This is a genomic window from Dysgonomonas massiliensis, assembly GCF_900240225.1.
In the GTDB taxonomy this organism is placed as follows: domain Bacteria; phylum Bacteroidota; class Bacteroidia; order Bacteroidales; family Dysgonomonadaceae; genus Dysgonomonas; species Dysgonomonas massiliensis.
Window position 1 is genome coordinate 52570 of sequence record NZ_OEPV01000001.1, and the last position, 17313, is coordinate 69882.

Annotated in this window: 17 protein-coding genes; 7 read left to right on the plus strand and 10 right to left on the minus strand. The window is 39.9% G+C overall.

Going from position 1 to position 17313, the window contains the following annotated elements:
• The first annotated feature begins 111 nt into the window (after positions 1-111).
• The 4 genes from C1A06_RS00220 (at position 112) to C1A06_RS00235 (ending at position 3251) form a co-directional block, all read left to right on the plus strand.
• A complete protein-coding gene (locus tag C1A06_RS00220; RefSeq protein ID WP_101688207.1) occupies positions 112-954 on the plus strand; it encodes a helix-turn-helix domain-containing protein in 843 nt (280 codons plus the stop codon).
• 120 nt (positions 955-1074) lie between these two features.
• Positions 1075-1725 (plus strand): NAD(P)-dependent oxidoreductase, encoded by a 651-nt coding sequence (locus C1A06_RS00225; protein ID WP_101688208.1) that lies wholly within the window; start codon positions 1075-1077, stop codon positions 1723-1725.
• A 152-nt stretch (positions 1726-1877) separates the two neighbouring features.
• Positions 1878-2486 (plus strand): DsbA family protein, encoded by a 609-nt coding sequence (locus C1A06_RS00230; RefSeq protein ID WP_101688566.1) that lies wholly within the window; start codon positions 1878-1880, stop codon positions 2484-2486.
• 117 nt (positions 2487-2603) lie between these two features.
• Positions 2604-3251 (plus strand): Zn-dependent protease, encoded by a 648-nt coding sequence (locus C1A06_RS00235; protein ID WP_101688209.1) that lies wholly within the window; start codon positions 2604-2606, stop codon positions 3249-3251.
• A 44-nt stretch (positions 3252-3295) separates the two neighbouring features.
• Here the strand turns inward: C1A06_RS00235 and C1A06_RS00240 are convergent, their stop codons facing one another.
• Positions 3296-3805: a DUF6712 family protein gene (locus C1A06_RS00240; protein ID WP_101688210.1), complete on the minus strand. Its 510-nt coding sequence runs from the start codon at positions 3803-3805 to the stop codon at positions 3296-3298.
• A 47-nt stretch (positions 3806-3852) separates the two neighbouring features.
• A complete protein-coding gene (locus tag C1A06_RS00245; RefSeq protein WP_101688211.1) occupies positions 3853-6954 on the minus strand; it encodes a hypothetical protein in 3102 nt (1033 codons plus the stop codon).
• A 463-nt stretch (positions 6955-7417) separates the two neighbouring features.
• Here C1A06_RS00245 and C1A06_RS00250 point away from each other — a divergent pair, with 463 nt between their 5' ends.
• Positions 7418-8242 (plus strand): leucine-rich repeat domain-containing protein, encoded by an 825-nt coding sequence (locus C1A06_RS00250; RefSeq protein WP_101688212.1) that lies wholly within the window; start codon positions 7418-7420, stop codon positions 8240-8242.
• Positions 8243-8524: 282 nt separating this feature from the next.
• Here the strand turns inward: C1A06_RS00250 and C1A06_RS00255 are convergent, their stop codons facing one another.
• From C1A06_RS00255 to C1A06_RS00285, 7 genes are all read right to left on the minus strand, one after another.
• On the minus strand, positions 8525-9706 hold the full coding sequence (locus tag C1A06_RS00255; protein ID WP_101688213.1) for a PBSX family phage terminase large subunit: 1182 nt from the start codon (positions 9704-9706) through the stop codon (positions 8525-8527).
• Between the two features lie 114 nt (positions 9707-9820).
• Complete coding sequence (locus C1A06_RS00260; RefSeq protein ID WP_101688214.1) at positions 9821-10078, minus strand: hypothetical protein; 258 nt, start codon at positions 10076-10078, stop codon at positions 9821-9823.
• A 38-nt stretch (positions 10079-10116) separates the two neighbouring features.
• On the minus strand, positions 10117-10482 hold the full coding sequence (locus C1A06_RS00265; RefSeq protein WP_101688215.1) for a hypothetical protein: 366 nt from the start codon (positions 10480-10482) through the stop codon (positions 10117-10119).
• A 102-nt stretch (positions 10483-10584) separates the two neighbouring features.
• The gene (locus C1A06_RS00270; protein ID WP_101688216.1) at positions 10585-11424 is read right to left on the minus strand and encodes a lysophospholipid acyltransferase family protein; all 840 of its coding nucleotides are present in this window, start codon (positions 11422-11424) and stop codon (positions 10585-10587) included.
• The gene (locus C1A06_RS00275) at positions 11424-12137 is read right to left on the minus strand and encodes a CDP-alcohol phosphatidyltransferase family protein (protein ID WP_101688217.1); all 714 of its coding nucleotides are present in this window, start codon (positions 12135-12137) and stop codon (positions 11424-11426) included. Before C1A06_RS00275 ends, C1A06_RS00270 begins: the two co-directional genes overlap by 1 nt.
• 20 nt (positions 12138-12157) lie before the next feature.
• Entirely contained in the window at positions 12158-12754 is a 597-nt protein-coding gene (locus C1A06_RS00280; RefSeq protein WP_245871973.1) for a GtrA family protein, read from the minus strand.
• Positions 12755-12873: 119 nt separating this feature from the next.
• Positions 12874-14070, minus strand: coding sequence for a DUF418 domain-containing protein (locus C1A06_RS00285; RefSeq protein ID WP_101688219.1), 1197 nt, complete (start codon positions 14068-14070; stop codon positions 12874-12876).
• A gap of 426 nt (positions 14071-14496) precedes the next feature.
• On the opposite strand from C1A06_RS00285, the gene C1A06_RS00290 reads away from it, so the two are divergent.
• On the plus strand, positions 14497-15171 hold the full coding sequence (locus C1A06_RS00290) for a hypothetical protein (RefSeq protein WP_101688220.1): 675 nt from the start codon (positions 14497-14499) through the stop codon (positions 15169-15171).
• 60 nt (positions 15172-15231) lie between these two features.
• Here C1A06_RS00290 and C1A06_RS00295 read toward each other — a convergent pair whose 3' ends face one another.
• On the minus strand, positions 15232-16005 hold the full coding sequence (locus C1A06_RS00295; RefSeq protein ID WP_101688221.1) for an outer membrane beta-barrel protein: 774 nt from the start codon (positions 16003-16005) through the stop codon (positions 15232-15234).
• 154 nt (positions 16006-16159) lie between these two features.
• Here C1A06_RS00295 and C1A06_RS00300 point away from each other — a divergent pair, with 154 nt between their 5' ends.
• On the plus strand, positions 16160-17254 hold the full coding sequence (locus C1A06_RS00300; RefSeq protein ID WP_101688222.1) for a phage portal family protein: 1095 nt from the start codon (positions 16160-16162) through the stop codon (positions 17252-17254).
• Positions 17255-17313: the final 59 nt, after the last annotated feature.

The following is a 17313-nucleotide window of genomic DNA, read 5'->3' on the forward strand; positions in this document are numbered from 1 at the left end:
GCAAAAGCTATTTTTATGTAGTAATATGTAAGTTGTGTTTCGCTTCTATAGGAAATATAATGATTATGATCCGATGTAATCGAAAGCAAATTTTTGTACTTTTAGTATCTTATGCAAGATACACTGAAAACATTCGATTTCAATCCTTCTCTTATCGAAGTTGAGGTTAAGGAGCTTTCTTTTGTCAAACAGCATCCGCGTTTGATGGGTAATCCGCATAAAGTCAACTTTCATCAAATCATTTGGGTTAAGGAAGGCAGTGCTACATTTTGTGTCGATTTTCAGAATATTATGATACATGCAGGACAGATGTTCGTAATAGCCGCAGGTCAGGTTTGCCAGTTCGATGTAATATCAGAATATTCGGGAAAGCTGATTCTGTTTACCGAATCATTTTTCGATATGAGCGAGGTTGATTCTAATTTTCTTTATACCTCCGAAACATTTAATCCGACAAGTCTCAATCGGATTGTAAATGTCGATAATGACGAAATGTCTCAGTTGTCAAGTTTTTTGGAAAAAGAATTGAAGAAATCGTCTGATCGTTTTCAGACTCACATTGTACACAGCTATCTCGAAATTATCCTGCTTGAGATTGAGAGACGACTTGCATTCGATCAGCCTTTGCTGCTAAACAGTTTGGGGCGATTGTTTTATAATGCTGTTGAACAGCATTTCCGTGAAAGTCGTAAGACCGAATATTATGCGCATCTGCTGAATGTCAGCGAAAAAGTATTATCCAAAGAAGTCAAAGCCTTGATAGGCAAGACTCCCAAAGTTTACATAGACTATCGTACCATATTAGAAGCCAAGCGATTGTTGTCGTATAGCGCAATGTCGGCCAAAGAGATTGCATTTGAACTAGGCTTTGATGAACCCACAAACTTTCATAAATATTTCATCAAGCATGTAGGACAAACGCCACTCGAGTTTCGCGAATCGATGAAAGATTGAAATTTTATCTTTATTGGCGGACTTTTACCATCAGAAGGCAATTTTTTATTATCAACTTTTTTTCTACTATCGGTAACTTTGTATTGTAAATCAAAGTAATAAATTATTTAACATATAACGATTATGAAAATAGTATTAATAGGTGCAAGCGGATTTGTTGGAACCGCCATTTTGAACGAAGCATTGAACAGAGGTGTAGAAGTAACAGCGGCAGTACGCAATCCTGACAAAATAAAGATATCGAATTCGAATTTGAAAACCTTAAAGGTTGATGTGTCGTCGGCCGAAAATGTAGCTTCGGTAGTAAAAGGAGCTGATGTAGTCATCAGTGCATATAATCCGGGTTGGGCAAATCCGAATATTTATGAGGAAACATTGAAAAATTATCCAGCTATTCTAGAAGGAGTGAAACGTGCAGGCGTAAAACGTTTGTTGATAGTCGGCGGAGCCGGAACATTGTTTGTAGCTCCGGGTGTACGTGTAGTAGATTCGGGTGCAATTCCAGCGGAAATCATGGGCGGAGTGAAATCGCTTGGCGAGTTTTACCTCAATACATTGATGAATGAAAATGATATCGACTGGGTATTCTTTTCTCCGGCAGGAAATCTTGCACCGGGCGAACGTACCGGAAATTACCGTCTTGGAAAAGATGATTTGATAGTTGACGATAAAGGACAAAGCAATATATCTGTTGAAGATTATGCAAAAGCAATGATAGACGAGTTAGAGACCCCTAAGCATCATCAAGAACGATTCACGATAGGTTATTGATTAGTTGATAAAAACGTGAGAAGTTATTATAAAGCGATGTTTGCTATTTAGGCTTTCATCGCTTTTTTGTTATTCATTCCGATCTTTCTAATAGATTATTAAACTTAATATTTGATTAAATTAAAATGAAAAAAGTAAAAATAATATACATAATGGATCCAATTTGTGGATGGTGTTATGGGAATCTAGAGAATACAACAAATTTATACAACGATTTTAAAGACAATGTAGAATTCGAAATACTTCCTGGTGGACTATGGACCGGCGAAAATGCCAAAGTGCAATCTCCCGATATGATTAACTATATTAGTAGTAATGATGCAAGAATTGTTCAGCTTACAGGCATGAAGTTTGGCGAGAAATATCTGGAATTTATTAAGACACGTCCTGATGTCGTATTAGATAGCGAAGTCCCTTCGAGAGCAATAGTTACCGCGTCTAAAATAGCTTCGGAACAGACGATGATATTTATGTCTGAAGTACTCAAAGCAAGATATGTTTTTGGCAAAGATCTCAATCTTGATGAAACATATCGTGATATTGTGAAGGCTCTTGATATAGATGAAGATCTATTCTTCGATTATTTTAAATCGCAAGGAGCAATAGATGCAACATCGGCTACATTCAGTGAAGCAGCAAAATATGCACAGTCATATCCAACGATTGTAGCATCGAAAGGCGGAAAGTTTTACCTTCTCGAACAAGGTTATACTCCATATGCAGAATTAAAAGAAAATGTAACTCACCTTTTGCAAGATTAACTCTGAACCAATTGTAATTGGACTTTATTGATTTGTTATACAGAAGTGAAAACCTCTCAATATGAGAGGTTTTTTCTTTTTATATTTGATATCTTTGTTTCAATCATCATTCAGGCAATGAAAACGAAAATATCAATATTCTATCTCATTATGATCTTGACCGCATGCGCCTCATGTATGCAGAGTCGTGATCGTGGAAAGGATGAACATACCGAAGAGAAAATCATAGAGGAGACTAATTCTAAAACGATTGTCTTGCAGCCCTTCGATGGCTTGGATCGTTTGGTCGTCGATTCTCTGGCCGCAAGATTGGCTAAAGTCGTGCCTGATCTGAATATTAATGAATCTGTATCATTGCCGCAATCGGCCTATTATGCAGAACGTAATCGTTATCGTGCTGATTCGTTGGTCAGTTATTTATGGAAATTGAGCACTACAAAAACGATTGTGATGGGCATCACGAATAGAGATATAAGTGTGACTAATGGAAAAAATAAAGATTGGGGGATAATAGGTTATGCGGGATATATACCATCGCATGCCTGCGTAATTTCGACATTTCGACTCTCGAACGACAACCTGATCGAACAACTTTATCGGGGAACAATTCACGAATTGGGACATGCAGAAGGATTGCATCATTGCTCGAGAAGTGACTCTTGTTTGATGCGTAGTTTCGAGGGGAAAAACAGAACCAGTCAGTTGACCGAATTCTGCCGGTTTTGTAAATTCCATCTCACAGAGCGTGGCTGGAAGTTCGATTAATCAGTATAAAGAAGCCTCTCCCGAAAGGAGAGGCTTTTGTCATATCAATGCTTCGGAAAGTGAAATCCGCTGTCGAATTTAGTCGCCTTGTCGGCACAAGCTTCCGGCACCGTCCATAGTGGATAATCTGTTGCATGAGCGTGCAAGAAATCGCTCAATTGCTGACGCAGAATGTCGGCATCATCTTTTATCCAGCGGCGCAGTTGCGCAATATCTTTCACATCCACACTTCGGCTGTTTTCACTTTCGCGTACGGTGATCCCTTTATTGACGATGGTTGCCCAATGAAATGGCAAAGCCTGATATACGGCATAGAAGGATAGGGCAGGGGCAATACGTGCAATCAGATTGCTGTTGACTACCGAAAGATTATCTGCTGCAATTTGCTCTTTCAGCTCGTCAGTAAGTTCCGAGCCAAGTATCGGTTCGATGTAAAGTTCTTGTGCTATGCCGATATAGGGAACAAAATCGGTAATGTCGGTTGTGGATGTTACGGGCGAATGTTGCTTGAACAACGCTTCGCTGATTAATGGCGTTTGTTGATAATTATTCATGTTTTACTTTTTTATTGTATAGATAAATTTTGAGGTTTCTCGTCCGATTATAACATCTTACGAATTAATTTCAGTGTTGCTTTCTTTTTACCTAAAGGATCGAATCCATCTACTTCGGCTATGCGATACATATCGCCATTGAAGCGTATCAGAGCACGATCGATCATTGCATATTCTTCGGGCGACAAGTAGCACTCGACCGAAGTGAAACAATTGTCGGCATCGGCCAATACTGTAAAGTAGTTGCGCATAATCGAATTTGGCTGATCTTTATAATCCAGCACCATCGGGTTGTTTCCTATGAGCGCATTGCTTACTAGTCCGGCTTCGACATCCCAGATGCGATTGAGTTTTACGGGAAAAGTTTTATCATCTTTGTACCAGAATCGTTGTGCCTTGTCTGTATACGATTTACGCATCATTTCCGCATAATCTCTGTTATCTGTCTTCCAGACTTCTTTGTCGGAAATAACAGGAACAGAAACTACTTTCTTTTTATTGCCTTCTCCGTCAGTTTCTTCTCCCGTGAGATCGATCATCCAATTGTATGAAAAATTCGATTTGTGATCTATTGTGTTGGTTTCTGCACTGCCCGTATCGAAAGTGCCACCTCCGTCTTCGGGTGGAAATTGCTTGACCGAATCGTCGATCGGATTTCGTTCGGGTTCGCCATTGTCCTTGAATCGTAGCGTCGAGCTGTAATATCCATATTCATCTTTGTCGCAGGTAAATCCAATTTTAAATGTTCCCGGCAAGCCCAACGGAACGTTTTTGCGATCTACTTTCACGTTTGCTTTCGCATCCAGATCTATAATCAGTGATGTGTCGGTTTCTAAGCCGTGCTTCACGTTCAGTTCGAATGCGTCGGTATCTACTTGTATCAACTCGAGATTGAAAGCTTTGCAAAAATTGGATATCCAATCGTCCACTTTCACGTTCGATGGCAGAAATTTGATGAGATCTATATTGCCCGAACGAAATGCAAAATCATCGACCGGCATTTCGTCCCAGTAGAAAGCTTCGGTCAAAGCTTTCCCCGTGTTCAGATCAAAACTGCCGTAACTCTTATCTATTCGGTAAGGTGTGATCTTCAGATCGAATTCCAGCATGTGCCAATTCCAGTGATCCATCCAAAGCCCATAGTCGGAACTTGATACCAGAGTCAGGATATCGCCTCCATCAAACCACACGATAGCTTTGACTGAACCGCTGCCGCACTGCAGAGGCGGTAAGTTTGCAGGTGCTGACTTCGAATTGGCTATTTTACCATTAAATTCGCGTCTGCGTGCGTAGCTCACGCATGGTTCTTTGTCCTTTTTATTGTTCAGCAGGTCTATTTTAAAATGGTCGAGCGCAATTGGCTGAGCATTTTTGTTAATGTCGTCGTTGCTCTCACTTACTTTCCAGTATCCCTGAGGATTGTTTATAATTACGCGCGAACGTTTATCTTCTTCTTCTAGCGCATTGGGTGCAGTTGATTTTGCAGCCAGCACGGTTGCCCAAAGTGCATCCTTCTCTGTATCTTCTTTTAAGTCGTCTGCACCACTATGTTTCCATGCATCTCTGATGTGTTGTTGCCAAACATTATGCCCGTTCGAACCGTAATCGTTTTCATAATCTCTCAAACGTCCCCAGCTGAAGCCTACAATCAAATTCGGATTTTGCTTGGGATCGACAAACAATACTTGAGTACCCTCTTTCTTGATCTTATCAGTCAGTGGAGGAAATAAACTCGGCTCAAGCGGATTATCAGTTTTACTAGTTATCTTTTTATTCGTCTTGTTGTATGACCATTCCTGAGCGTAATTGTCTTTGAAATAGGTGCCATCAATGCTACATTCCGAAGCATCATTATTATTGTTGCGAACAAGTTTTATTTCGTAACGGGCATTACGAAGAAACTTTTCCTGAAATGAATTGCCCATATCTTCAGCTCCAGCCAGACTATATAGTATTTCTGTATCATTCTTTTTTACATCTACTTCTAAAGAACTGGACATTGCCGATTCTTGAAAAGGTTTATATGCTGATCCTTTCGAATCGGGTATGAATATACTGGCATCCAGTTCCACTTTGTAGTATCCGGGATGCGGAATCCGCAGGCTATAGGTTTCTTTCTCCTTGTCCTCCTTTATATAGTTACCTTCGAAATTGTAGCCTTTGTAATAGTCGCTGTTGCGTTTATCGAATTCTTCCTGATAAGGGTAGCATTTACGTGCATTATTTGTGTTAAACAAGTTTTTACTGTAAACCAGAGCTTTGCTATTTTGGGCTACAGGATGTGTTTGTGTATAAGGAGTTTTTTCGTAGAGAGTAGGCTTACTCTCGAGTTTTAGTTTTTGATCGTCCCATTTTTGCCAAGCATTGGACCACACACCGCTGATTTGCATTTTTGCCAGATCACCATAATTCCAAGGCATATCGTAGTTGTCCGGATTTTTGTAGCTGACATATAGTTTAGCCAACCGTTCGTCCGAAAATGCGGATCCCGATAATCGGATTCCCTGATTCTCGAAAATACGGCGCAACATAGTCAGACAATTCATCGAAGCCGGAACATCTTCTACATCGAGGATGACATATTTATCGAAAACTCTCTTTCCGGTATAAAGTTCAATCTTTTTGTTTTCTCCCTGATCGTTATCCGGATCGTTGTATGCTGTAAATGACTTTTTGGGTAATAAACCGTACATGACCAACGGAAAAAAGAAATCAGGGTTTTCCATTTTGTTGTATCGCGTGATGTCGTTACCGTTGTGAAAGTCAACTTCCCATTTACCGGTTTCGTTCATATTTTTTTCGCCGAAGATATCTTTTATCGTTCGTAGTGGAGTTCCCAGATTTCCGCGATATTCATCACGGGTTATTTCGTTGAGTTTGAATTTGCCTTCGAAAATCTTTACTCCTCCAATGATAAGTATTGCATCGTAAACATTCGAGAATTTCGATTTTACCTCCTCTACATTTACATGTTTTAGAATATCATTGTTGATTGGCGATGCCGGTAATGTGATATCATACGAACGCTGAGTGTCCTTGCTGCTGAGCTCGCTTGGATTGAGTAATTGTCGTTTCAGGAAAACAGAGAAATCATCGGGATTTCCCGTATCACATAGTTTTCCATTGATGTATAATTCGATCGATTTCATGTTGTGGAATTGTTTTTCTGTATAGATAATCTTCTCAAATCTTAATTGTATTTGATAACAATTACCGAATATATTCGGGAAATGATGACTTCTATTCAGATTCTGATTACATAGACGAAATTTATTTCGCTGAGGTTTGGTCGTAGAGCAAATCAATACTAATTTTATGTTAATTCTAGTTAGATGGAATCTACTAGTATTAATTTTTAATCTAGACAATCTATATTGTGAAAGATAATATTATTGTACAAGTTTCCTTTCTATAATCATCAGCGGATCGATTTTATACGCAAAAGGAAAAAGTAATCCAGTGATATTTATTTATAAAAGGCAGTCTCGGGGATTGATCCACCCGAGGAATCGTTGTCTTGTCGGATTGTGGGTATGCTAGCGCCTATTTATCCGCCTGAGGTAGCTCTGTCAAGAGATACTCTATTATTATAAAATTTAAAAAATCGAAACTATGAGAAATTGTTTGGAACGGACCCCTTATGTATTTATTTTACTGAGCTTTTTAATGTTTATGTCGTGTGATGACAATAAAGATACTTACGTATATCCCGATGAAAAATACGGCGTTTTTATACTGAATACCGAAGGTGGCGACCTTGGTCGATTGATCGCCCGATATGATATAATTTACTATCCATATATAGGAGTAGAAGGTGTTTTGGAATTCGAAGATTTTGGTATGTTGAAATACTTTCAGAAGACATTGATGTATCTGAATCTTGAGAAGGCAGATATAAGGTCTCACGATTCCGACTCGACCGGATATATAGAAGCCAATACATTGCATCAGAGGCATCTTTCGAATATCGGGGCTACTCCGTTTCCATGGCTGAAAACCGTCATATTGCCCCGTAAATTGAAAGCTATAGGCGAAAAGGCATTTTATGGATCGACAGTTAGCGAACTAACGATGTATAACAATCTGAAAAAGATAGAAGCTAATGCTTTCGAAAATTGTGCACAGTTGAGCGAAATAAACTTTCCAAAAAGTTTGACCGAGATTGGAGAAAATGCCTTCAAAGGATGTGTTTCTCTAGCTGATGTTATTCTTCCTGCCGGTGTGAAAGAAATGTATGTGAATACATTTGACGCACGATTTGTCAAAACATTGCAAATACAATCGAGTACCCCTCCGACCTTGAAGTCGTCGACACAATCTGTTGCTAAATCTTCGAGTAATAGTGCTTCGATGCCTAAGATTTATGTTCCGAAGGGCGCAAAATCGAATTATGAATCGCATCCCGATTGGTGTAATTATCAAATTTTGGAAAAATAATAACCTGACTTAATTATAATCTTCAAGTCGTAAGCAGGATTTATCTGCTTGAAGTTCTGCTTACTGACTTTATATTAGGATTAAGAAAGTGTGTTCTAAAGCATATAACGTGCATTTATATGAAATAAAAGTTGCCTACGATTTATGTACCAAAAGGTAGCAAGCCTAATTACGAAAAGGATGAAGTATGGAAAGATTATAGGATTATTGAAGAATAAAGCTAGACATTTTATTCGTTGAAAGTGAATGGAGTAATCGTTTAGGTTACTCCATTTTTCTTGTTTATGCCGGTCGTCGTCCTTGAATCACTCCATACGATAGCGAATTACTGCTACGCTCTAATAGCTTGTTGAGGCAAACATAACGTTGTGCATCAATCGAGTGATTGTAGCGGTCGATAGGTCGGTTCAGTGCATTGCCGTCCTGATCGGTTTGCCAACGATAATTACGGTATTCGTTGATGATATTCAGACTGCGCGCCGTAACGTGTTTCGAGTAACGATTCAAGATCCCGATTCCCGTCAGTATACTGTCTGCTCCTTTCTGAGCAGCTTCGATGCGCCAACCTTGCGAAGCTATCTCACGAATACTTTTCGGCTCGGCACTATCGGCGATGATCGGAACGTTGAGGTCGATACCCGACTCGTCGAGGTGACGGGCAATCATCAGATTGTCGTAAGATTTGGCAAATAGCAGTTCGTCGATCCATAATTCGCCTTCCGAGAGGCGGATATCTACAATTGCCGTTGGGTCGTTCGTGAAACCGAAGTCGATACCTATCCAGCGATCTTTATACGTTTTCGGCAAACTGTCCACAATATCCCAATTGCCAATCACTGCACCCGAAAGTGTGCCCGTAAGCCCTTCGCCATAAACACGCCACCAATTGGCGTCCGACTGATTGGATTCGATCTCGTTGATTTGCGCTTCGCTCAAGAATTCGTTGTCACGATAGGTGGAATGAATGAGGATGGATTCGGCAGAAGTGAGTACTTTATCGTCGAGCCAAAACGAGAAGGCCGGATTGCAATCCAGAAAGATTGTACCCGTCGTCCGGATTGCCAGCTGTCGGTAAGTCTCGTAAGGAATATTGATACACTCGTTGATATAGAGAATATCGCGCGATGGTCCGTGAACTTTGGATGCATTGTCGGCCGAGAAAAACTCGATGAGCGATTCGCCCAAGCGGTAAGTCTTTTCCGTAGCATTCCATTGACGAGGTTCCCAGCGCCCTTCGCTCTGAAGAATGTTCATAAAGTCGCGGATGCAGCCACGTTTGAGATGAGGCATCGATTCGGATACGATGGATATGACAAGTCGGCGAGGAGAGTTGTCGGCAACCTGAAACAGCAGTTGCAGCAGGCTGTAAGTCTTTGACGATCGGGTAGATCCCTTGTTGACGATATATCGTTTGCCTTGTCCGAAGGCATCCATGTTGCGGTAGAATACAGAAGTCGTTTTCATGTGTTAAGTGTGAATAAACGATTTTTTCTGTATAGATAAAGATCCTCTTTTTTCTTTGGATTGTTTATTGGCCCCTTTTATGATATAGATAGGTAGATTCCGAGAAAAGCCCCTTTAGGAGAGTTGGGGACAAAATATAAAGATAATACTCAATTCGGATGCAACCTCACTAGCTGTTTTTTTGAAACTTTCTGATGATTTTTGTAACATCGTACTCATCTCTTGCATAGCTGCCAATATCTTAGTAAATGCTTGCGTTGCATCACTCGATATATCTTGTATTATAGCTTTAGCTCCACCTACTAGATCTTTCCGATCTATCTTAATTCCAATTTCAAAACTATGTTTCATCATATCTATATGTTTTTTCATATAGATAAAAGAATTTTATTTTAATTGATTGTTTTATCCTATTCGCTAGGAAATGTCCGAATATACTTTCGATTCGAGAAGAATGAGTCTTCAACGACAAAAGAATCATCTATATCCTTAACATTCACATTGAAAGTACTGGTATTTGCATCTACCGACTCGAGCGATACCGGAATATAGCCAGCTTTTGTACCATCTTTCAGATTTACAAGACGTTCGTATAAATCTATACCATTCACTTGCACCAGATTGACGTCGATTATTTGACGTTCTATCGGTGCTGGAGCAGGAACTTTGTCTTGTGCATAAGCCGATGAAATAGAACTGTTGTCTTTGAAGAAGTTAGCTACTAATGCTACAGCAATTACAGTCAAAACGATTTTGGTATAAAGGTCTGTTTTCATAAAGCAATATGTTTTTGTGTTTGAATTTATTATTTATTTGCCTGATAAAGATAAGACCTTTTATTAATCCGATAGTTTAATCGTAAAGAAAAAGGAAAACCGTTAAGATTTTCCTTTTTTCGTATTCAGTTCGTATGTTTTCGATTTCAGAAACTCGCCAAACTCTTTCATGTCGCTGTACTTGTCCTGATCTTCGGGCCAAATCGGTTCGCCGAATCGGATGGTTATCGTTTTGCCGCGTTTGTTGGTTACTTCGTGCAGCAGGCGTGCAGTACGCACTTTCCAGCTGATATGTCCCAGCAATTGAAACCAAAAAGAATTTTTGCCCGATATGTAAATTGGTATGACCGGCACTCGTGCTTTCTTGATGATGCGTATTACCGAGCTTTGCCAAACATTATCTACCACATCGCCCGTAATATTCGGTAACGATATGCCTCCTGCCGGAAAGAATCCGAGCGGATGTCCGCCTTTCAGATGGCTGATCGACTCTTTGACTCCACCTACACTCGATTTGGCATTTGCCAGCTTGCCGTCGCCGGGGAAAGGATTGACTCCGATAAAGAACTCCTCCATCGTGTCGATCTGCATCAGCACCCAGTTTACCATGATCTTGAAGTCGCTGCGTTGGTGTCCCACCAGATCGGCAACCATTATGCCATCGATGTGTCCGTAAGGATGGTTCGATACGGTGATGAAAGGCTTGCCTTCGAATTGCTTCAGTACTTCAATATTCTCTACATTACGCGTTATCTCCAGCTTGTCGAGCAGGCTGGTCGTAAATTCTACTCCCGTATATTGTTTCGATCCGTCGTAAACGGCATTGACTTTGTTGAGTCCGCCAAGTTTAAATACTAGTTTTGTCAGTAAATTTCCGAAGCGACCTCTGAATACGGGATGAACTTTGCGTATCATTTCGTCGCTTATCAGCTTTTCCTTCATTATGCTTTCTCTGCTAGTTTTCTTTTTTCTTCACGTTCGCGTGCATCGCGTTCGTCACCCATTTTCAGAACATTGCGCATATCCAGTACATTGAATATAAATAATACCACACAAGCCGCAACTCCCAGATATTTCAATACTCCCGGAAATGCAACCTCGGCCACAAGGAATAGCGATATCATGATACGTACTTCGGTTGGTCCCATCAGATTCGAGTCGATGGTATATTTGTCGGTAATTTTATAGCGCAACAGTGCCATGATGATTGCCCATCCGTATAGCATGATGAAGCCAAATCCGGCCCATTGCCAAACGCCTTGTACATATACTACGAATCCGCAACCAATGAGGATATCAGTCCACCAGTCGACTACAATATCGAGCGAAAAACCATACCATTTGCGCGGAGTTCCGCGATAATAGGCTACACGCCCGTCGGTCGAATCACCAAACCAGTTGACGAAGAATCCGAAGATACCCAATAATAACCAGTATGGATGCACATAGGCTGCCAATACAAACGATGCAAAGGTTATGATACTACCCACGAATCCGATTCCGGTAAGCATATCCGACGATATCCAACGAGGGATACGTTGTACGAGATAAGCAAGAAACTTTTGTTCCGAATTTCTAAGCAGGTTGGTTCTGCTTCTGTCTTTCGAAATTTTGGCTAATGCCTCTTCGTTGTCCTTTTTCTTTGTTTCACTCATGCTAAAACAATTTATAAAGTTTAAATATCTTTTTTTCGCGACGATCCGGAGCAGAATTTACAGAAAAAGCCCTTTATGTCTCTATCGCGATATACAAAAACACGTTGCATATTGTAGTTCCACACCCATCCTACGATGAGCGATACTACGATCTTGGGTATCAGGAAGACATTGTTTACCAAGATATCAGGTAGACTTTCTACCGGAATGTATTTCATTACATATTCCGTAAAAAGTATTGTTCCTTGTGTGTTGAGTATAATGCTTCCAAACCATACTAATACAAACTTGATTAGTACATATTTTACCGATTGACCTTGCGCTTTGAATGTCCACTTGTAGTTGATGAAGCAATTGAGCAGTCCGCCCGAAATATTCCCCAACATGGTAGACAGCCCATAGTACATGCCAAATAGGTTTACACACAAAATACTGACTAGAAAATCGAGCCAGCTTGACACTTGTGACGAAAATTGTGCGCGCAAAAAGGTAAAAAATCCCTTTTTATTATTTATTGTATCTACTATCTTTTTAAACCACATTGCTCGTGCAATAGCTTCATTTTCAGTTTGAATGCGTATTATATGTACGCATATGATGCTTTGAAATAAAGCCACAAAGTTAGTAAAATAAAATTAGTTAGGCTCGTCAGACGATAAAAGTTCGTTGATTTAGTAGCCTAACTAACATATATGCTTGCTTGGCGGCTTCTGTTCGAGCCTGCCTGATGCTTATTTTATATTTTTCTGCCCGAGCCTATCCAAGTAGCTTTTTTCCACAGATATTCCAGCGGGCCATGTTTGTGCGACTTCATCCACCATTGACAGAACAAGAGTTGAGCAACGAATAGTCCGATACCGAATACAAAACTCATAGTGGTACTCATATCATCGTACAATCCCAATCCCCAGCCATAGAATACAGCAGCACCGATGACAGATTGAGACAAGTAGTTTGTCAGACTCATTCGTCCGTAAGGAGCAAGTTTTATAAGGAAACTTTCGGCTTTAGGCAACGAGTAGAATAAGAGTATTAGCAATGATACCATGATGAGCATGAAGAAGAATTTGGACATTGATGATGTTATCAGATTAGCCGAAAACAACATTGCTGGATTCTCGATATAAGCTGGAAGCATAGGAGTCAAGCCTGCAAGTGGGAAGTATCCTAAAAGTGCAACAGTGAGGGCTATACCCCAGAATTTTATATTTTTGACTGTATAAACTAGTAATTGCATACGGCCGATCAGCATCCCGAAAATGAATAAAGCCGCAGTTTGCATCATTCGTCCATGTTCCCAAGCCCAAGTCAGACTACCTATCTGTCCGTCCCAAAGATTGGCCTTGACCATCTCGATGAAACTTCCAGATTTTTGTACTTCTAATACTTGTCCGAAGTAATATCCCGATACGCGTTCTACTTCTTCGAATGTAGGATTGACAGCTTCCATCACGAGACGAACGCACTCGATAGGTTGAAGAAGCAGGATCACAGCTAGCGGAATTAATATTTTATTTGGTAATCGGCAGGTGAGTACAAGCACGAATCCTACGATGGAGTAGAGTACCAGTATCTCGCCCGTGAAAAACATTCCGTTGATATTCCCAATAATAAAAAGTAGTATCAATCGCCATACAAATCGCAGACGGAAGTCTTTGCCACGTTTAGCCTGATTGCTGTCCTGTACATAAAAGCTGAATCCGAACAGAAGTGCAAAGATTGCATAGGCTTTACCTCCGAAAGTAAAGAACAGCGAATCCCATATTGCATGGTCGGTGAAGTGAAAAAATGTTCCCGGAGCCGAATATTCGGGATAGTAAAACACGTTGAAATGTTCGATACAATGCAGAATGGTAATACCCATTACGGCAAATCCTCGTAAGACATCGGCTACATCGATACGATTGTTTCTGGTCAGAAGCTCGTTTTGCATGGCGTAAATTTGTAGAATTTTAGATTTTAGACACACAAAGATAAAATATTCTGTTCATTATTTTAGATCTCAATTTCGCCATGCTTTTTACTATATGCTTTGTGATGCATATAGCGTTGCTACTGACCGAATAAAGCCTCAGAATGTCGGATTTGTGGTCGTGTTTTTATGATGTTGTTATTGGTTTGGTAGTCTGTTTGCAGCATCTATTAGTCGAATAGTTTATTGATCCATGTAATGATATTAGTTGCCTTGAGATAAGTAAATGGCGAATATGGTGTTAAAATTCTATTACTTGAAGTGTTGTGTGATTTGTTTTTCGTATTTCATGCGATTTTATGTGTTAAATTGATTTGTTAGTTCTGAACCTATAGACTTTTTTACTAAATTAGACATGTATAATTGTAACCCAATAAATAATACCATATGAGACTTAAAATTTTCATGTTAGGATTAAGCTTGTTTTTTGGCCTTCAGACTATAATGGCTCAGGATAATGTGTTGGAGGAGTTTGTCTTGAATGATTTTTTTGATGGAAAAGTGCATCTGAAAGATGGACGTGGCACAACAGGTAAATTCAACTATAATTTTGTTGATGAACAGATGTGTATCCTCGATAATGAGGATAATATTCTGCTCTTGGCTGTTGCGTCGTCTCGTATCGATTATATTGATATTAAAGGACATATATTTGTGCCTGGTGAACGTAGATCTTTTTTCGAACGAATCACTCTCGATTCGGGTGAGTATTATATCCGTTGGACGGGCAAGCGTAAGCATCACGGAGGTGATATCGGATATGGAATAGAATCGGCTACAATAAATGAAAATAAGAAATATAAAGCTATTTCGGCCGATCGTTATGCTCAAAGTAATAGTCAAGAATTTGGAGGTGTAGAGAAAACCAATATTCCAAATTTTTATTTGAAGAATGACAATGGAAAATTTATACGTATCAAGTCGGTAAAAGATTTCGTCAAATTGTATCCTGACAAAAAGAAAGAAATAGAAGAATATGCTAAGGAGAATAAGCTAAAGCTGAAGAATAAAGACGATTTCGAAAAGTTATTTACATATTGTGTAAATCTTGCTAAAGACTAAAAAGATAACGCCTCTTGTTATTAAGCAAGAGGCGTATTGTTTAATATCTGAATGTTTTATTTAGAATACCATAAATGCGCACGAAACCATAAAATTGCGATTGTTTCCTTCGCTGGTTTCGCTGTACAATTTATTCATACCCCAATCGTAACTGGCTGAAATCTGTAGTCGGTCGAAAAGCTCGACTCCCGCTTTCAGTCCCAATCCCCAGTCGAAACGTTTTTCATCATTATATATCTTTTCACTTCCTATATGTGTTTCTACGGTAATATTTGGTCTGCCTGGTTGCAATTCGTTATAGTCGGGTATCTCTACTATCTCGGTAGTTATGTTTGTTATTGTTCCTTTGTATTTTCCTCCAATTCCATATCCAAGATATCCTCCGGCGCTACCAAATACAGAAAATGCTGGAAGGATTTTCAATTTGTAACCTATATGTATAGGTAATTCGAGCATGTATTTATTTGCTTTAGATTTGCCATTTATTTTTTCCGGCTCATAGTCTCCATAAGCATCTCCATATCCATAAGCGTTATTGCCATAACTCCCATAACCGGAATAACTGCCATATCCACTGTACTTGTCTAATGAATATTTCATTTCAAAACCTTTTCGGGTAAATAGCAAACCGCTTTCTAGGTAGAAATTTAGTGGTAGCGCATATTCCGCTTTCACTCCGGCATGAAAACCTACCCGGTTATCCAAATCGGCTTTGACGTTTGAAAGGTTCATTCCTCCGATGACACCAAAACGAAAAGGCTTTTCACTTTGTGCCGAAAGGATACCTGCAAAGATAAAGATTGATAATAGTGTGAGGATTAGTTTCGATTTCATAGTATTTTATTTTAGTGATTCATTGAGTCAATATGGTGACGAAGTTAGTAAATAAACTAATTGTCCGAAGCCCGTAGCCGAATGTTTTGATCGTATGATGTGTTAAAACCACCTGATCGTATTCTTGGAAGATTATCTATAAAGTAAAAAAACTATGGATAATATGAAATATTCTGTCATTCGACTTTCCGAGACTTCGCGTCAGTACCCAACTTTTCGTCGCAACATTCGTGGCTGGATCAGCTACGACTCGGACAATCTGCTTCCGCAGCGCATCATCGAACTGAACAATCAGTCGGCAATCAATAAATCGATTATAGAGAACAAAGTGACTTACATCTGCGGATCGGGCGTAGATCGCTCTGTCTATTGCGGAACACCGAATCCGCACAGCGATTGGGATGAGCTGATCGAGAAGTTGGCACGCGATTATGTGACTTTTGGCGGATTCTGCTTTCAGGTCATACTCAATCACGATGGACGAAGTATGAGCCTTTTTCATACTGATTTCAGCAAAGTACGCGTTGGTCAGACCAACGATTACGGAGCTTATCTGTCTTTCTTCTTGGCAAACGACTGGCGACGTACTTCGGGTAAATATGCTCCGGTAGAGATGACGGCCTATGGCAGCGAAGAAATGGTAAAAGGAACACCTTATTTGTTCTATTACAAAGACTACGAACCAAGTCTCGATTACTATCCCGTACCCCAATATTATTCGGCTCTGAATTACATCGAAGCCGATGGCTTGTTAGGTCAATTCTATCGCAATTCGATCAACAATGGATTCGTGCCATCGACCATCATTACGATGCCCAGCAATCCATCGGACGGACAAAAAGAGCAATTTCAACGCGATATAGAGTCGAGCTATGCGGGTACAAACGGAGCAAACAGCATTGTTGTGCTTTGGGGAGAAAGTCAGGAAGTGAAACCCGTTGTAACTTCTTATACAGCCTCGAATAATGCCGATCTGTACAACAATGTTGATGAAATTATCTTTCAGAAAATCATTTCCGCGCATCGGCTTACTTCACCTACTTTGGCCGGACTTTCGGGATCGGGCAATCTGGCAGGAAATGCAAACGAAATTATCAATTCGTATGTGCTTTACAATCAGACGGTGATACACAAGCTTCGTCGTAAATTGCTCGATGCGCTTCAGCCTTTTGTTATAGCCAATGGTTATTCTACTTCGCTAGCAATCGACGATTTGGATATTGTCGGTGAACTGTCAGGCGAAAAATAAATTCTGCATTCTCAAATCATTTTTTTTCGGTGGATTGATATCATAAAAAATATTGATTC